This is a genomic window from Kitasatospora sp. NPDC087861, from assembly GCF_044742585.1.
Lineage (GTDB): Bacteria > Actinomycetota > Actinomycetes > Streptomycetales > Streptomycetaceae > Kitasatospora.
Map to the genome: position 1 here is coordinate 136,055 of NZ_JBIUUS010000009.1, position 15,732 is coordinate 151,786.

Annotated in this window: 16 protein-coding genes; 15 read left to right on the forward strand and 1 reads right to left on the reverse strand. The window is 72.4% G+C overall.

Annotated elements, in window-relative coordinates:
• The first annotated feature begins 99 nt into the window (after positions 1–99).
• A complete protein-coding gene (locus ACIOJE_RS15525; RefSeq protein ID WP_400776566.1) occupies positions 100–528 on the forward strand; it encodes a thiol-disulfide oxidoreductase DCC family protein in 429 nt (142 codons plus the stop codon).
• Between the two features lie 39 nt (positions 529–567).
• On the opposite strand, the gene ACIOJE_RS15530 is transcribed toward ACIOJE_RS15525, so the two are convergent.
• Positions 568–2,616 carry an elongation factor G-like protein EF-G2 gene (locus ACIOJE_RS15530; protein ID WP_400776568.1) on the reverse strand — a complete coding sequence of 683 codons (2,049 nt, stop codon included), beginning with the start codon at positions 2,614–2,616 and terminating at the stop codon, positions 568–570.
• A gap of 256 nt (positions 2,617–2,872) precedes the next feature.
• Between ACIOJE_RS15530 and pgsA the strand changes: the two genes are divergently transcribed.
• From pgsA to secF, 14 genes are all read left to right on the forward strand, one after another.
• Positions 2,873–3,520, forward strand: a complete 648-nt coding sequence (pgsA, locus tag ACIOJE_RS15535) for a phosphatidylinositol phosphate synthase (protein ID WP_280682988.1) — start codon at positions 2,873–2,875, stop codon at positions 3,518–3,520.
• Positions 3,521–3,536: 16 nt separating this feature from the next.
• Positions 3,537–4,523 carry a phosphatidylinositol mannoside acyltransferase gene (locus ACIOJE_RS15540; protein ID WP_400776571.1) on the forward strand — a complete coding sequence of 329 codons (987 nt, stop codon included), beginning with the start codon at positions 3,537–3,539 and terminating at the stop codon, positions 4,521–4,523.
• 108 nt (positions 4,524–4,631) lie between these two features.
• Positions 4,632–5,816 (forward strand): glycosyltransferase family 4 protein, encoded by a 1,185-nt coding sequence (locus ACIOJE_RS15545; RefSeq protein ID WP_400776573.1) that lies wholly within the window; start codon positions 4,632–4,634, stop codon positions 5,814–5,816.
• An 81-nt stretch (positions 5,817–5,897) separates the two neighbouring features.
• Complete coding sequence (locus tag ACIOJE_RS15550) at positions 5,898–6,263, forward strand: 5-carboxymethyl-2-hydroxymuconate Delta-isomerase (protein ID WP_400776575.1); 366 nt, start codon at positions 5,898–5,900, stop codon at positions 6,261–6,263.
• 74 nt (positions 6,264–6,337) lie between these two features.
• Positions 6,338–6,838: a hypothetical protein gene (locus ACIOJE_RS15555; RefSeq protein ID WP_280683028.1), complete on the forward strand. Its 501-nt coding sequence runs from the start codon at positions 6,338–6,340 to the stop codon at positions 6,836–6,838.
• Between the two features lie 128 nt (positions 6,839–6,966).
• On the forward strand, positions 6,967–7,878 hold the full coding sequence (gene pdxS / locus ACIOJE_RS15560) for a pyridoxal 5'-phosphate synthase lyase subunit PdxS (protein ID WP_063346811.1): 912 nt from the start codon (positions 6,967–6,969) through the stop codon (positions 7,876–7,878).
• Between the two features lie 96 nt (positions 7,879–7,974).
• Positions 7,975–8,592, forward strand: a complete 618-nt coding sequence (pdxT, locus tag ACIOJE_RS15565; protein WP_280682978.1) for a pyridoxal 5'-phosphate synthase glutaminase subunit PdxT — start codon at positions 7,975–7,977, stop codon at positions 8,590–8,592.
• A gap of 89 nt (positions 8,593–8,681) precedes the next feature.
• Positions 8,682–9,440, forward strand: coding sequence for a YebC/PmpR family DNA-binding transcriptional regulator (locus ACIOJE_RS15570; protein ID WP_280682976.1), 759 nt, complete (start codon positions 8,682–8,684; stop codon positions 9,438–9,440).
• A gap of 166 nt (positions 9,441–9,606) precedes the next feature.
• A complete protein-coding gene (gene ruvC / locus ACIOJE_RS15575) occupies positions 9,607–10,149 on the forward strand; it encodes a crossover junction endodeoxyribonuclease RuvC (RefSeq protein ID WP_280682974.1) in 543 nt (180 codons plus the stop codon).
• Positions 10,146–10,757 carry a Holliday junction branch migration protein RuvA gene (ruvA, locus tag ACIOJE_RS15580; protein ID WP_400666729.1) on the forward strand — a complete coding sequence of 204 codons (612 nt, stop codon included), beginning with the start codon at positions 10,146–10,148 and terminating at the stop codon, positions 10,755–10,757. Before ruvC ends, ruvA begins: the two co-directional genes overlap by 4 nt.
• A gap of 160 nt (positions 10,758–10,917) precedes the next feature.
• Positions 10,918–11,994: a Holliday junction branch migration DNA helicase RuvB gene (gene ruvB / locus ACIOJE_RS15585; protein ID WP_280682971.1), complete on the forward strand. Its 1,077-nt coding sequence runs from the start codon at positions 10,918–10,920 to the stop codon at positions 11,992–11,994.
• A gap of 258 nt (positions 11,995–12,252) precedes the next feature.
• Complete coding sequence (yajC, locus tag ACIOJE_RS15590; protein ID WP_280682970.1) at positions 12,253–12,654, forward strand: preprotein translocase subunit YajC; 402 nt, start codon at positions 12,253–12,255, stop codon at positions 12,652–12,654.
• 146 nt (positions 12,655–12,800) lie between these two features.
• Positions 12,801–14,609, forward strand: a complete 1,809-nt coding sequence (gene secD / locus ACIOJE_RS15595; protein WP_400776577.1) for a protein translocase subunit SecD — start codon at positions 12,801–12,803, stop codon at positions 14,607–14,609.
• Between the two features lie 4 nt (positions 14,610–14,613).
• A complete protein-coding gene (secF, locus tag ACIOJE_RS15600; protein WP_280682966.1) occupies positions 14,614–15,714 on the forward strand; it encodes a protein translocase subunit SecF in 1,101 nt (366 codons plus the stop codon).
• Positions 15,715–15,732: the final 18 nt, after the last annotated feature.

Here is a 15,732-nt window from a genome sequence, read left to right on the forward strand (position 1 = left end):
AGGCATGATGCCCAGCTTCGGGCGGGTCGATACCCGTCGGGGACGACGGGCGGGGGATGGGGCACGATGGTGACGACGGCGAGGAAGGGAGCCCAGGCGATGGACCCGGTGCTGGTGTTCGACGGGGACTGCTCGTTCTGCTCGTCCTGCGTGCGGTGGGGGGAGCGCCATCTGCGGCAGACGCTGGCCTCGGGGGGCTGGGAGGCGGTGCCGTTCCAGTTCGCGGACCTGGCGGCGCTGGACGCGCGCGCGGGCGGGCGGGGTGAGGTCACCGCGGAGCGGGCGGAGCGCGAGGTGCTGTGGGTGACGCCGGCGGGCCGGGTGTACGGGGGCGCGCAGGCGGTGGCGCGGCTGCTGATGCGCTCGGGCGGTGCGTGGGCGTACCTGGGGGCGGTGCTGGCGCTGGCGCCGGTGCGGCCGGTGGCGGGCCTGGCGTACCGCTGGGTGGCGCGCAACCGGCACCGGATGCCGGGTGGCACGGCGGCGTGCGCGCTGCCGCACCGTCCGGGCGCCGCTTCGTCGGTGTAGGGCCGGTCCGGCAGGATCGGCCGGACAGGCCCGGGGCGCTCAGTCGTCGTAGCGGTCGGCGAGGGCGGCGGGCATGGGTTCGTGACGCAGGTAGGCGCGGGAGAACTCGGCGGTGCCGTGGGTGAGAGAGCGCAGGTCGATCGGGTAGCGGACGAGTTCGAGCTCGGGGACCTCGGCGCGCAGCAGGGTCAGGCCCGGGCCGCCGGTCTCGGTGCCGAGGACGCGGCCGCGGCGCGCGGAGAGGTCGCCGAGGACGGCGCCGAGGTAGTCGTCGGGCAGCAGGACGGTGACGGCGGCGACGGGTTCGAGCAGGCGGATGACCGCGTGTTCGGCGGCGTCGCGCAGGGCCAGGGCGGCGGCGGTCTGGAAGGCCGCGTCGGAGGAGTCCACGGAGTGGGCCTTGCCGTCGGTGAGGGTGACCCGGACGTCGACGAGCGGGTGGCCGGTGACGACGCCCTTGGCGAGTTGGGCGCGCAGGCCCTTCTCGACGGAGGGGATGAAGTGCTTGGGGACGGCGCCGCCGACGACGTGTTCCTGGAACTCGAAGCCCGAGCCGGCCGGGAGGGGTTCGACCTCCAGGTCGCAGATGGCGTACTGGCCGTGGCCGCCGGACTGCTTGACGAGCCGGCCGTGGCCGGCGGCGGCGGTGCCGAAGGTCTCGCGGAGGGCGACTTTGGGTTCGACGGTGTCGACGTGGACGCCGTGCCGGGTGCGCAGGCGGTCGAGGACGACCTCGGCGTGGGCCTCGCCGGTGCACCAGAGGACGAGCTGGTGGGTGTCGGGGTTCTGTTCGAGGCGCAGTGCCGGGTCCTCGGCGGTGAGGCGTGCGAGGGCCTGGGAGAGCCGGTCGTCGTCGGCCTTGCCGTGGGCCTCGACGGCGATCGGGAGCAGGGGCTCGGGCAGGCGCCAGCCGTCGAGGACCACGGGGTGGCCGGGGTCGTGGACGGTGTCGCCGGCGCGGGCGGTGGTGAGCTTGGCGACGCAGACGAGGTCGCCGGCGACGGCGTGCGGGACGGGCCGCTGGAGCTTGCCGAACGGGCTGGTGAGGGCGGTGACGCGTTCGTCGCCGTTCTGGTCGCCGGTGTGGGCGGGGCCGGACAGGTGGATCCGGGTGTCGGGTCGCAGGGTGCCGGCGTACACGCGCAGCAGGCTGATCCGGCCGACGTAGGTGTCGCCGGTGACGCGGACGACCTGGGCGGCGAGCGGGGCGTCGGGGTCGCAGGCGGGGGCGGGGCGGGTGCGTTCGGTGGGGTCGGGGAAGGTGTGGACGACGAGGTCGAGGAGTTCCGCGGCGCCGAGGCCGTTCTCGCTGGTGGGGACGGCGGGGTGGAGGGTGCAGCTGAGGACTTCGCGGCGCAGGCCGGCTTCGAGGGCGTCGGTGTCGAGGGTGTCGCCGTCGAGGTAGCGCTCCATGAGGGTGTCGTCCTGGCCGGAGATCGCTTCGACGAGGCTGTCGTGGGCGGGGCCGGTGTCGGGCGGCGGGGTGGCCTGGCCGTAGGTGTCGCCGGTGAGCAGGTCGATGCTGCCGTCGGGGTGGCCGTCGTGCAGGACGGGCAGGAAGAGCGGGCGGAGGGTGTCGGGGCCCAGGTCGAAGGCGTCGTGGCAGGCGCTGAGGATGTCGTCGAAGCCGGTGCGGGCGAGGTCGAGCTTGGCGACGGCGACGGCGCGCGGGATGCCTTCGGCGGCGCATTCGCGCCACAGTGCGCGGGTGTGGGCGGTGACCGGGTCGGTGGCGGAGACGACGAAGACGGCGGCGTCGGCGGCGTGCAGGGCGGCGCGCAGGTCCGCGGTGAAGTCGGGGTGGCCGGGCGGGTCGATCAGGTTGATCTTGACGCCCTTCCATTCGAGTGGGAGCAGCGAGAGCTGGACGGAGCGCTGTTGCTGGTGCTCGATGTCCTCGTGGTCGGAGACGGTGGTGCCGTCGGTGACGCGCCCGGCCCGGCCGGTGGCGCCGGCGGCGAGGGCGAGGGATTCGGCGAGGGTGGTCTTGCCCACACCGCTGGAGCCGATGAGGACGACGTTGCGCAGGTCCCGGGGGCCGGTGACGGCGGGTGCCTGGGCGGCTCGTGCCGTGCTGCGGTCGGGCATCGGGGTCTCCTCCCCTCGCGCCGGGGCTGTCTTTCGAAAGTGTAGGTGCGGGTCTCGGGACGGCGCGTGTCGTGCGGCCACCCGGTGACCGTCCGTGTGTGCGGGTGCGGCTGGTGTGTCGTCGGGCGGTGCGTGCGACGGAGCGTGTCCCCGGCCTGGCTACGATGGGTGCGCCGGGCGGGCTGATCCGTCCGGCCGTCTGCCGCGCGAGTTGCGCCAGGCGGGTACCAGGAGATTCGGAGCGGTCGGGAAGGCCATGCTCAACAAATACGCGCGTGCCTTCTTCACACGTGTTCTGACCCCGTTCGCCGCGTTCCTGATCCGGCTGGGCGTGAGCCCGGACGCCGTGACGCTGATCGGTACCGCCGGTTCGGTGGCCGGTGCGCTGGTGTTCTTCCCGCGTGGGGAGTTCTTCTGGGGCACCATCACGATCACGCTGTTCATCTTCTCGGACCTGGTGGACGGGAACATGGCCCGCCAGCTGGGCCGGAGCACCAGGTGGGGGGCGTTCCTGGACTCCACGCTGGACCGGGTCGCGGATGCGGCGATCTTCGGTGGACTGGCGATGTGGTACGCGGGCAAGGGGGACGACAACCTGCTGTGCGCGGTGGCGATCTTCTGCCTGGCGAGCGGTCTGGTGGTGTCCTACACCAAGGCGCGGGCGGAGAGCCAGGGGCTGCCGTGCGACGTGTCGGGGCTGGTGGAGCGGGCCGAGCGGCTGGTGGCCAGCCTGGTGGCGGCCGGGGTCGCGGGTCTGCACAAGTTCGGGGTGCCGTACGTGGAGTGGCTGCTGCCGGTGGCGCTGTGGCTGGTGGCCGCGGGCAGCCTGGTGACGGTGTTCCAGCGGATGCTGACCGTGCGCCGGGAGGCGTTCGAGGCCGACCGAGCGGCGGCCGGGAGCTGATGGGGGGCGTCCTGCGGTGACGGACCGACTGGTGTACTGGGCGTACGCGCTGGGCTGGGCGGTGCTGAAGCACCTGCCGGAGCGGGTGGCGCGGAGCCTGTTCGACGGGCTGGCGGACTACGCCTGGCGGCGGCGCGGCAAGCGGGTGCTCCAGCTGGAGGCGAACCTGCGGCGGGTCCGTCCCGGACTGGACGAGGCGGGGATGCGGGCGCTGTCCCGGGCCGGGATGCGCTCGTACCTGCGGTACTGGATGGAGTCGTTCCGGCTGCCGGTCTGGAGCCCGGACCGGGTGGCCCGGGACGTCCAGTCGGAGGGCCTGGAGAACCTGCGGGCACCGATCGAGGCCGGGCGGGGTGCGATCATCGCGCTGCCGCACATGGGCAACTGGGACCTGGCGGGCACCTGGGTGGCGCAGCAGGGCTTCCCGTTCACCACGGTCGCGGAGCGGTTGAAGCCGGAGCGGCTGTTCGACCGGTTCGTGGAGTTCCGGGAGGGCCAGGGCATGGAGGTCCTGGCGCTGACCGGTGGTGGGGTGAACGTGATCGGCACCCTGGCGCGACGGCTGCGCGAGGGTCGGCTGGTCTGCCTGGTGGGGGACCGGGACCTCTCGGAGGCGGGCGTCGAGGTGTCGTTCTTCGGGGAGGCGACCCGGATGCCGGCCGGTCCGGCGGCGCTGTGCCAGCGGACCGGGGCGGCGCTGCTGCCGGTGACGCTCTGGTACGACGGCCCGGTGCTGCGGGCGTGGATCCACCCCGAGGTGCCGGTGCCGCAGGAGGGCGACCGCAAGGAGCGGACGCAGGCGATGACGCAGGCGCTGGCGCAGGTGTGGGAGCAGGGGATCCGCGAGCACCCCGAGGACTGGCACATGCTGCAGCGGTTCTGGCTGGCCGACCTCCCGGTCCGTGAGACGGTGGGGGAGGCGGCCGGACCGCGTCCCGAGGCGGCCCGGGCGGCCGTGCCGGAGCCGGCCGGCGAGCCGGCGGCGGAGGCCTCCGGGTCCTGAGCCCGGGCCTCGGGGCCGGGAGCTGAAGTCCGGGCGCCGAGCCCTGGCCGCCCCGCCGGTGTCTGCCGGTGTCTGCGCAGGAGCATTCCGAAGGAGCATGAGGAACCCGTGAAGATCGGCATCGTCTGCCCGTACGACTGGGACGTCCCCGGCGGGGTGCAGTTCCACATCCGGGACCTGGCCGAGCACCTGATCAGCCTGGGCCACGAGGTGTCGGTGCTGTCGCCGGCCGAGGACGAGGAGGCGCTGCCGCCGTACGTGGTCTCGGCCGGGCGGGCGGTGGCGGTGCCGTACAACGGGTCGGTGGCGCGGCTGAGCTTCGGCGTCCTGTCGGCGGCGCGGACGCGGCGGTGGCTGCACGAGGGGCGGTTCGACATCCTGCACGTGCACGAGCCGGCCGCGCCGAGCGTGTCGATGCTGGCCGCCTGGTCGGCGTCCGGGCCGATGGTAGGGACGTTCCACACCTCCAACCCGCGCTCGCGGGCGATGATCGCGGCCTCGCCGATCCTGCAGCCGGGTCTGGAGAAGATGCGGGCCCGGATCGCGGTGTCGGAGTACGCCCGGCGGACGCTGGTGGAGCACCTGGGCGGGGACGCGGTGGTGATCCCGAACGGCGTGGACGTCGGCTTCTTCGCGGAGGCCGAGCCGGACCAGCGCTGGAGCGGCGGCGCGAGGGACGGCGAGCCGGGCACGATCGGCTTCGTCGGCCGGATCAACGAGCCGCGCAAGGGCCTGCCGACGCTGCTGGCGGCGCTGCCGACGATCCTGGCGGAGCGGCCGGGCGTGCGGCTGCTGGTGGCGGGCAAGGGCGACGAGGAGGAGGCCGTCGCGGGCCTGGCGCCGGAGGTCCGCCGGCAGGTGGAGTTCCTCGGCATGGTCAGCGACCGGGACAAGGCCCGGCTGCTGCGCAGCGTGGACCTGTACGTGGCGCCGAACACCGGCGGCGAGAGCTTCGGGATCATCCTGGTCGAGGCGATGTCGGCGGGCGCCCCGGTGTTGGCCAGCGACCTCGACGCGTTCAAGCAGGTGCTGGACGGCGGGGAAGCGGGCGAGCTGTTCCCGGTGGAGGACGCGGACGCGCTGGCCCGGACGGCGCTGCGGCTGCTGGGTGACCCGGCGCGGCTGGAGGAACTGCGGAAGGCGGCCTCCCGGCACGTGCGGCGGTTCGACTGGTCGACGGTCGGCGCGGACATCCTGTCGGTGTACGAGACGGTGGTGTCGGGGGCCGCGGCGGTGGTCGAGGAGGACGTGCGCAGCGGTCGGCGCGGCCGGTTCGGGCTGGCCCGGGACTGAAACCGGTCGGCCGGGACTTTCCGGGGCGTCGGCGGGGTTAGGGTCGGTCGACCGTAACGGGCGTGACGCATGGGGGCACCGATGCCGCAGATATCCGTCGACTACTCGCCGAGCCTTGCCGGCTCCTTCGACCGCCGGGCGCTGGGCGTGGCGATCAACCGGCTCGCGGTGCGGACGATCGACGCGAAGCCGGAGGCGTGCAAGACGCTGTTCCGGCAGAACGACGACGTCGTGGTGGGGGAGGGCGAGGGGGTCGACGCGCAGCTGTACGTCGAGTTCCAGATCTTCCCCGGCCGTACACCGGAGGCCAAGGCGGCGCTCAGCGAGGGCGTGCTGGCGCTGCTGGCCGAGCACGTCGCGCCGGCGCCGGGCACCCGGCTGTACACCGCGGTCTACGTCGCCGACATCGACCGTGACGCTTACCGCAGCACGAGCGCGCAGGGGTGAACCGGTGACACCCGGTAGCGTTGCGCCCCGTGACTACCTGGATCTGGGCCGGCGTGGCCGTGGTGCTCTTCGGCATGTACCTGAGTTGGACGGCCGGTCGGTTGGACCGGCTGCACGCCAGGATCGACGCCGCACGGGCGGCGCTGGACGCGCAGCTGGTCCGTCGCGCCTCGGTGGCGATGGAGCTGGCCACCTCCTCGCTGCTGGACCCGGCGGCCTCGCTGCTGCTGCTGGACGCGGCGCACGCGGCCCGGCAGGCGGAGGACGAGCAGCGTGAGGTGGCGGAGAGCCAGCTGAGCCTGGCGCTGCGGGCGGTGCTCGCCGAGCCGGAGCAGGTGGCGGCGCTGGTGGCCGAGCCGGGCGGCGAGGACGCGGTGCGGGACCTGACGGCGGCGGTGCGCCGGGTGCCGATGGCCCGCCGGTTCCACAACGACGCGGTGCGGGCGGCCCGGGCGGTGCGCGAGCACCGTCTGGTGCGGTACTTCCGGCTTGCCGGGAAGGCGCCGTTCCCGCTGGCGTTCGAGATGGACGATGCCGCGCCGCCCGCTCTCACGCCCGAGGGGGCGCCCGCCTAGGCTGTGCTCGGATACGGCCCGTTTGTCGCATCCCGTCGTCCGGGCTGGACTTGGTGGCGCATGGTCGGGTCACCCGTTCCGCCTACCATAGGGCGATAGCACTGGTTCATCTTCGAGTGAGGTCTCACGTGTCCACCACCCCCACCACCGCAGACCAGCCGCAGATCGGCACCGCCCGGGTGAAGCGCGGCATGGCCGAGCAGCTCAAGGGCGGTGTGATCATGGACGTGGTCAACGCCGAGCAGGCCAAGATCGCCGAGGACGCCGGCGCGGTGGCCGTCATGGCTCTGGAGCGGGTTCCGGCCGACATCCGCAAGGACGGCGGCGTGGCCCGCATGTCCGACCCCAACATGATCGAGGAGATCATCGAGGCGGTCTCCATCCCGGTGATGGCCAAGTCGCGGATCGGCCACTTCGTCGAAGCCCAGGTCCTCCAGTCGCTCGGTGTCGACTACATCGACGAGTCCGAGGTGCTGACCCCGGCCGACGAGGTCAACCACTCCGACAAGTGGGCCTTCACCACCCCCTTCGTCTGCGGCGCCACCAACCTGGGCGAGGCCCTGCGCCGCATCGCCGAGGGCGCGGCCATGATCCGCTCGAAGGGCGAGGCCGGTACCGGCAACGTCGTCGAGGCCGTCCGCCACCTGCGCCAGATCAAGAACGAGATCGCCAAGCTGCGCGGCTTCGACAACAACGAGCTGTACGCCGCCGCCAAGGAGCTGCGCGCCCCGTACGAGCTGGTCAAGGAGGTCGCCGAGCTCGGCAAGCTGCCGGTCGTGCTGTTCTCCGCCGGTGGTGTGGCCACCCCGGCCGACGCCGCGCTGATGCGCCAGCTCGGCGCCGAGGGCGTCTTCGTGGGCTCCGGCATCTTCAAGTCGGGCGACCCGGCCAAGCGCGCCGCCGCCATCGTGAAGGCCACCACCTTCTTCGACGACCCGAAGATCATCGCGGACGCCTCCCGCAACCTCGGCGAGGCCATGGTCGGCATCAACTGCGACACCCTGCCGGAGACCGAGCGCTACGCCAACCGCGGCTGGTAATCGCCCGCGACCGCTGTGCCGGCCCGCCGCAGCGCCCTCGGCGCGCGGCGGGCCGCGCCACGTACTTCCGTAGAACGATCGAAGAGGTTGAAGACCGTGAGCACTCCAGTCATCGGCGTTCTCGCCCTGCAGGGTGACGTCCGCGAGCACCTGGTCGCGCTGGCCGAGGCCGACGCGCTCGCCCGTCCGGTGCGCCGTGCCGAGGAGCTGGCCGAGGTCGACGCGCTGGTCATCCCCGGTGGGGAGTCCACCACCATGTCCAAGCTGGCGCTGCTGTTCGGCGTGATGGACCCGCTGCGCGAGCGGGTCGCCGCCGGGATGCCGGTGTACGGCACCTGCGCGGGCATGATCATGCTGGCCGACAAGATCCTGGGCGGCCGGGACGACCAGGAGACCGTCGGCGGCATCGACATGACGGTGCGCCGCAACGCCTTCGGCCGCCAGAACGAGTCCTTCGAGTCCGGGATCGCCTTCCAGGGCCTGGACGACGCGCCGGTGCACGGCGTCTTCATCCGCGCCCCCTGGGTCGAGGGGGTCGGCGCGGGCGTCGAGGTGCTGGCGGAGCTGCCCGCCGCGGACGGTCCGGAGAGCCGGATCGTGGCCGTGCGCCAGGGCAACCTGCTGGCCACCTCCTTCCACCCGGAGCTCACCGGCGACCACCGCGTGCACGCCTACTTCGTCGCGATGGTCGAGGAGCACCTGGCGGGCAAGTAGGCCGTGTTGACCGTGTGCGCCTCACCGGTGACGACACCGGTAAGATCTCATCTGTTTCATTTCCCTTTGGCGACGTAAAGGAGCTGGCGATGTCCGGCCACTCTAAGTGGGCTACCACCAAGCACAAGAAGGCCGTGATCGACGCCAAGCGCGGCAAGCTCTTCGCCAAGATGATCAAGAACATCGAGGTGGCGGCGCGCACCGGCGGTCCCGACCCGGCCGGCAACCCGACCCTCTACGACGCCATCCAGAAGGCGAAGAAGAGCTCGGTCCCGATCGACAACATCAACCGCGCCGTCAAGCGCGGTGGCGGCCTGGAGGCCGGCGGCGCCGACTACCAGACCATCATGTACGAGGGCTACGGCCCGAACGGCGTCGCGGTCCTGATCGAGTGCCTCACCGACAACCGCAACCGCGCCGCCTCCGACGTGCGCGTCGCGATGACCCGCAACGGCGGCTCGATGGCCGACCCGGGTTCGGTGTCGTACCTGTTCACCCGCAAGGGCGTCGTGATCGTCCCCAAGGCTGACGGCGTGGACGAGGACAAGCTCTTCGAGGTCGTCCTCGACCAGGAGCCGGAGGAGATCAACGACCTCGGCGACTCGTTCGAGATCGTCTCCGAGGCCTCCAAGATGGTCGCCGTGCGCACCGCGCTGGTGGACTCCGGCGTCGACTACGACTCGGCCGAGGCCAACTTCCTCCCGAGCATGCAGGTCGAGCTGGACGTCGACGGCGCCCGCAAGATCCTCAAGCTGATCGACGCGCTGGAGGACAGCGACGACGTGCAGAACGTCTTCGCCAACTTCGACATCTCCGACGAGGTCGGTGCGCAGCTCGACGCCGAGTGATCCTCGCTGACCGCTCCTGGTAGCGCGGTCGCGCGGGAGTGATCGTCGGTGAGTGATCGTTCTCACCGTCCGGCCCGGTGGTCCCAGGACCGCCGGGCCGGTGTCGTCGGTCGGGTTGTCGGACCCGGACGGTAGCCTTCGCAGGTCGGAGACGAGAGGCGGGGCTGTGGTACGGGTACTGGGCGTGGACCCGGGGCTGACCAGGTGCGGGATCGGCGTGGTCGAGGGTGCGCCGGGCCGGCCGCTGCGGATGGCCGGGGTCGGCGTGGTGCGCACCCCCGCCGAGGCCGAGATCGGGCCGCGGCTGCTGCTCGTGGAGCAGGGCATCGAGGGCTGGCTCGACGAGCACCGGCCGGACCTGGTCGCCGTCGAGCGGGTGTTCGCCCAGCACAACGTCCGGACGGTGATGGGCACCGCCCAGGCCAGCGCGGTCGCGATGCTCTGTGCGACCCGGCGCGGCATCCCGGTCACCCTGCACACTCCGAGCGAGGTCAAGGCGGCCGTCACCGGCTCCGGCCGGGCCGACAAGGCACAGGTCACGGCCATGGTGCAGCGCCTGCTGCGGCTGGACGCCCCGCCCAAGCCGGCCGACGCCGCCGACGCGCTGGCGCTGGCCATCTGCCACATCTGGCGCGGCGGGGCGACGAACCGCCTGGAGGCCGCGGTACGGGCGGCCCGCGCCACCCCCCTGAAAGGAAGCAGCCGGTGATCGCCTTCGTGCAAGGGCCCGTGGCGGCCATCTCCTCCGGGCTCGCCGTGGTCGAGGTCGGCGGGGTCGGCATGGCCGTGCAGTGCACGCCGAACACGCTGGCCGGGCTGCGGCTGGGTGAGCCGGCCCGGCTCGCGACCTCGCTGGTGGTCCGGGAGGACTCGCTGACCCTGTTCGGCTTCGCGGACGACGACGAGCGCGCCGTCTTCGAGATCCTGCAGGCCGCTCCGGGCGTCGGCCCGAAGCTGGCGCAGGCGATCCTCGGTGTGCACAGCCCCGACGCGCTTCGGGCCGCGGTGGCCGGCGGCGACGAGAAGGCGCTGGTGGCCGTCCCCGGCATCGGGAAGGCGAAGGCGGCCAAACTGCTGCTGGAGTACAAGGACAAGCTCGGCGCCCCGCACGGCGCGGTGCCGGCGCAGAAGCCGATCGCGGCCGGCCCCGCCCCCTGGAGCGAGCAGTTGCACTCGGCGCTGACCGGTCTCGGCTACGCTCCGCGCGAGGCGGACGAGGCGGTCGTGGCCGTCACACCCGAGGCGGAATCCCAGCAGACGCCGGACGTCGGCGCGCTGCTCCGGCTCGCCCTGCGCGGCCTCAACCGGTCCCGCTGAAGCCCGCCAAAGCCATCTGACGATCTGTCCTCTTGTCGACATTGGAGCCTGCAGCACGTGAGCGAGCGAAGCGAGGAGGGCGGATGAGCGAGCGGAGCGAGCTCACGATCGAGAGGTGCGCGTGGGCGAATGCCCCTGCCGAGCGAAGCGAGGAGGGCGCATGAGTCCGTACGACGCAGACCCGGTCGACCGGCTGGTGACGGCCGCCGCCGACGGTGAGGACCAGGCGGTCGAGGCGGCGCTGCGCCCCAAGCAGCTGGACGAGTTCATCGGGCAGGAGCGGGTGCGCGAGCAGCTGTCCCTGGTGCTCCAGGCGGCCCGCAAGCGCGGCAGCGCGCCCGACCACGTGCTGCTCAGCGGGCCGCCCGGGCTCGGCAAGACCACCCTCTCCATGATCATCGCCGCCGAGCTGGGCGCCCCGATCCGGATCACCTCCGGCCCGGCCATCCAGCACGCGGGGGACCTCGCGGCGATCCTCTCCTCGCTCACCGAGGGTGAGGTGCTCTTCCTCGACGAGATCCACCGGATGTCCCGGCCGGCCGAGGAGATGCTCTACATGGCGATGGAGGACTTCCGGGTCGACGTGATCGTCGGCAAGGGCCCGGGCGCCACCGCCATCCCGCTGGAGCTGCCGCCCTTCACCCTGGTCGGCGCCACCACCCGGGCCGGCCTCCTGCCGCCCCCGCTGCGCGACCGCTTCGGCTTCACTGGGCACATGGAGTTCTACGCCCCGGTCGAGCTCGAACGCGTGGTGCGCCGCTCGGCCGCGCTGCTGGACGTGGAGATAGACCCGGTCGGCGCCGCCGAGATCGCCGGCCGCTCGCGGGGGACCCCGCGCATTGCCAACCGGCTGCTGCGCCGGGTCCGCGACTTCGCGCAGGTGCGGCACGACGGCCTGGTCACCGCCGAGATCGCCGCCCGGGCGCTGGACGTCTACGAGGTGGACGCCCGCGGTCTGGACCGGCTGGACCGCGCGGTGCTGGACGCCCTGCTGCGGCTGTTCGGCGGCGGTCCGGTCGGTTTGTCGACACTCGCGGTCGCGGTGGGGGAGGAGTCCGAGACGGTCGAGGAGGTCGCCGAGCCCTTCCTGGTCCGGGAGGGCCTGCTCGCCCGGACCCCGCGTGGGCGGATCGCCACCGCGGCCGCCTGGCAGCACCTCGGGCTGACGCCTCCGGTCCAGACCACCCGGGGCGCCGTGCCGGCCCAGTCCGAGCTTTTCCCGGCCGACGAGGGCTGAACGGGTGATCGGCGTCCACCGGTTCCCGCCGGGCGCCGACACCCCGCGCCGGTGAGCGGTCCGCGCGCGAGCCGGGGGAGAAGTCCGGGGAATCCGTGCAGGCGGAGGGTCGCCACTTTCGGCGGCAGGATGCGATGCTTGGCGTTGTCCGATCAGTTCGGGGTCGCCTAGACTCCGCCGGACCGCCCCGCTCACCTGACGGGCCGACCATTACCACACAGGCCGCCGGTCGGCGGCCCGTAAAGGACCCTGGCTGCAGTGAACTTCATCATCCTTCTCCTCCCGATCATCGCGATCGTGCTCATGTTCCGGTCGCAGAAGAAGCGCCAGCAGCAGATGCAGCAGATGCAGACGGCGCTGGAGCCAGGGGCGGGGGTGCGCACCATCGGCGGCCTGTATGCCCAGGTGAAGGCGGTCAACGAGGAGACCATCGAGCTGGAGATCGCGCCCGGCGTGGTCACCCACTTCACCAAGAGCGCGATCGCGGCCGTCCTGGACCCCCAGGAGTACGACGCGATCATCAACGGTCGCCCCGCCGATGACGAGCTGCCCGAGCCGGAGGCCGAGGACGCCGAGCCGGTCGAGGACAAGCCGCTGACGCTCACCAAGGACGTTGCCGAGAAGGGCGATGTCGAGGGCGGGGCTCCCGCGAGCAAGTAGTACGGTCGGGCAGCAGCCCGGCCGCGCGGCGCAGTGCCGCGAGCCCACAGGACCTCAGGGCCGCAGAACCGCCATGCCCCCGTCCCGCCACAAGCCGGACGGGGGTCCGGTCGGGGAGGTGGCATGGACAGGGAGAAACGAGCAAGGTGGCAACACCCAAGTCGCGCCCGCGCGACGGCTACCCAGGGCGGGCGCTGGCCCTCATCCTGGTCGTCACCGTCGGACTGGTCGCCCTCATGTTCGGGACGGGCCACACCAAGCCCCGGCTCGGGATCGACCTCGCCGGCGGCACCAGCATCACGCTGACCGCGAAGTCGACCGACCCCAAGGCGATCAACAAGTCCAGCATGGACATCGCCACCGGGATCATCGAGCGTCGCGTCAACGGCATGGGTGTCTCCGAGGCGGAGGTCCAGACCCAGGGTGACAACACGATCATCGTGAACATCCCCAAGGGCGGCGACCGGCAGAACGCGGCGGACCAGGTGGGTACCACCGCCAAGCTGTTCTTCCGCCCGGTCCTCGCGGTGGCGCCCAGCGGCTTCACGCCGCCCGCGCCCACCGCCTCCCCCTCGACCGGTGCCACCGGCACCCCGGGTGCGACCCCGTCCGCGGGCGCCACCGCCTCGCCCTCGGCCGGCGCGAGCGCCGCCGCCGGTACGCCGAGCGCCACCAAGCAGGGCCGCGCGGCCGGTGAGGCGCTGGCCGCCGAGGGCAGCAGCCCGAGCGCCGCCGCCACGGGCGCGAGCACCGCCCCGAGCGCCGCCGCCACCGGCACGCCGTCGGCCGCCGCCACGCCGCCCAGCGCCGCCGACGTCAGCGCCGCGATGACCCAGGGCACCGTGCCGCCGGAGCTGTCCGCGGCCTTCGCCGCCCTGGACTGCACCAAGCCCGAGGTCCGCGCCGCCCAGACCGGCGCCGAGGACAAGGCCGTCCTCGCCTGCTCCCAGAAGCCGGAGAACGGCTACTACGAGAAGCTGGCCCTCGGCCCCGTCGCCGTGAAGGGCTCGGACGTCTCCAAGGCCCAGCCCAGCCTGGACACCCAGACGGGTGCCGGCTGGCAGGTCCAGCTGCAGTTCAACGGCACCGGCACCGACGCCTTCACCAAGGTCACCGGCCAGCTGGCCACCCAGGCGCCGCCGAACAACCAGTTCGCGATCGTGCTGGACAACCAGGTCGTCTCGCACCCGGAGGTCAAGAACGCGATCCCCGGCGGCAGCGCCGTGATCACCGGCCGCTTCACCCAGACCGAGGCGCAGGACCTGTCCAACGTGCTGGGCTACGGCGCCCTGCCGCTGGAGTTCGCCAAGGGCGACATCACCACCGTCTCCCCGGCGCTCGGCAGCGACCAGCTGGAGGCCGGCCTGATCGCCGGCGCGATCGGCATGCTGCTGGTGGTCCTCTACTCGCTGGTCTACTACCGCGGCCTCGGCCTGGTCTCGATCGCCGGTCTGCTCGTCTCGGCGGCCCTGACCTACTCGGTCATGAGCCTGCTCGGCGCCGGGATCGGCTTCGCGCTGAACCTGCCGGCGGTCTGCGGCGCGATCGTCGCGATCGGTATCACCGCCGACTCCTTCATCGTCTACTTCGAGCGCATCCGCGACGAGGTCCGCGAGGGCGCCCCGCTGCGCCCGGCGGTCCAGCGGGCCTGGCCGCGCGCCCGGCGCACCATCCTGGTCTCGGACTTCGTGTCCTTCCTCTGTGCCGCCGTGCTCTACGTGGTCTCGGTCGGCAAGGTCCAGGGCTTCGCGTTCACCCTCGGTCTGACCACCTTGCTCGACGTCGTGGTGATCTTCCTCTTCACCAAGCCGATGATCACGCTGCTGGCCCGGCGCAAGTTCTTCTCCGACGGCCACCCGTGGTCGGGCCTGGACCCGAAGCGGCTGGGCGCCCGCCCGCCGCTGCGCAGCAGCCGTCGCCGTAGCCCCTCCTCTGCCGCCGTGAAGGAGGCCTGACACCGTGTCACGCTTCTCCAATCTGGGTCACCGGCTCTACCAGGGCGAGGTCAGCTTCGACTTCGTCGGCCGCCGCAAGGTCTGGTACTCCATCTCCGGCGTGATCGTGCTGATCGCGGCGATCGGTCTGGCCATGGGCCTGCACCTGGGCATCGAGTTCAAGGGCGGCTCGGTCTACACCGTGAGCAAGCCCGGGCTGACCGTCTCGCAGGCGCAGGAGACGGCGGACAACGTCGTCTCCTCGCACCCGCTGGTGCAGTCGACCGACAACGGCAAGATCCGCATCCAGGTCAGCGTCGAGGAGCAGAAGAGCTCGGACGAGATCCGCGCCCAGCTCTCCGAGAAGCTCGCGGTGCCGCTGGACACCGTCGAGGCCCAGGTGATCGGCCCCAGCTGGGGCAAGCAGATCTCCCAGAAGGCGCTCACCGGCCTGATCGTCTTCATGGTCCTGGTGACGATCTACCTGGCGATCGCCTTCGAGTGGCGGATGGCGGTGGCCGCCCTGGTCGCGCTCATCCACGACCTCCTGATCACCATCGGCGTGTACGCCCTGGTGGGCTTCGAGGTCACCCCCGGTACGGTGATCGGCTTCCTGACCATCCTCGGGTACTCGCTCTACGACACGGTCGTCGTCTTCGACACCGTGAAGGAGAACACCAAGGGGCTCACCAAGCAGAACCGGCTCACGTACAGCGAGGCGGCCAACGCGGGCCTCAACCAGACCCTGGTGCGTTCGCTCAACACCACCGTGGTCGCCCTGCTCCCGGTCGCCGCGCTGCTGTTCATCGGTGGCGGCATCCTGGGCGCCGGCACGCTGAACGACATCTCGCTCGCGCTGTTCATCGGCCTCGCGGCCGGTGCCTACTCCTCGATCTGCGTCGCCACCCCGCTGCTGGCGCAGCTCAAGGAGGAGCAGCCGGAGATGAAGGCGCTGCGCAAGCGGGTCCTGCAGCACCGGGCCGCGGCCGCCGCCAAGGCCGCGGGGGACGCGGCGCCGGAGGGCGAGGAGATCGCGGACGAGGATCTGCCTGCGGGTATGGTCGGTCAGCGCGGCCGGGCGGCCGGCACCACGCGTGCCAAGGGCCGTCCGTCCACCAAGCGCTGAACCGACCCGACCGTAAGG

Bases quoted from the DNA above. Each gene is read 5' to 3' on its own strand.
- ACIOJE_RS15550 (WP_400776575.1), top strand. From the start codon at position 5,898: ATGCCGCAGATATCCGTCGACTACTCGCCGAGCCTTGCCGGCTCCTTC.
- pgsA (WP_280682988.1), top strand. From the start codon at position 2,873: ATGCTCAACAAATACGCGCGTGCCTTCTTCACACGTGTTCTGACCCCG.
- ruvB (WP_280682971.1), top strand. From the start codon at position 10,918: ATGAGTCCGTACGACGCAGACCCGGTCGACCGGCTGGTGACGGCCGCC.
- ACIOJE_RS15555 (WP_280683028.1), top strand. From the start codon at position 6,338: ATGTACCTGAGTTGGACGGCCGGTCGGTTGGACCGGCTGCACGCCAGG.
- ACIOJE_RS15530 (WP_400776568.1), bottom strand. From the start codon at position 2,616: ATGCCCGACCGCAGCACGGCACGAGCCGCCCAGGCACCCGCCGTCACC.
- ACIOJE_RS15570 (WP_280682976.1), top strand. From the start codon at position 8,682: ATGTCCGGCCACTCTAAGTGGGCTACCACCAAGCACAAGAAGGCCGTG.
- ACIOJE_RS15525 (WP_400776566.1), top strand. From the start codon at position 100: ATGGACCCGGTGCTGGTGTTCGACGGGGACTGCTCGTTCTGCTCGTCC.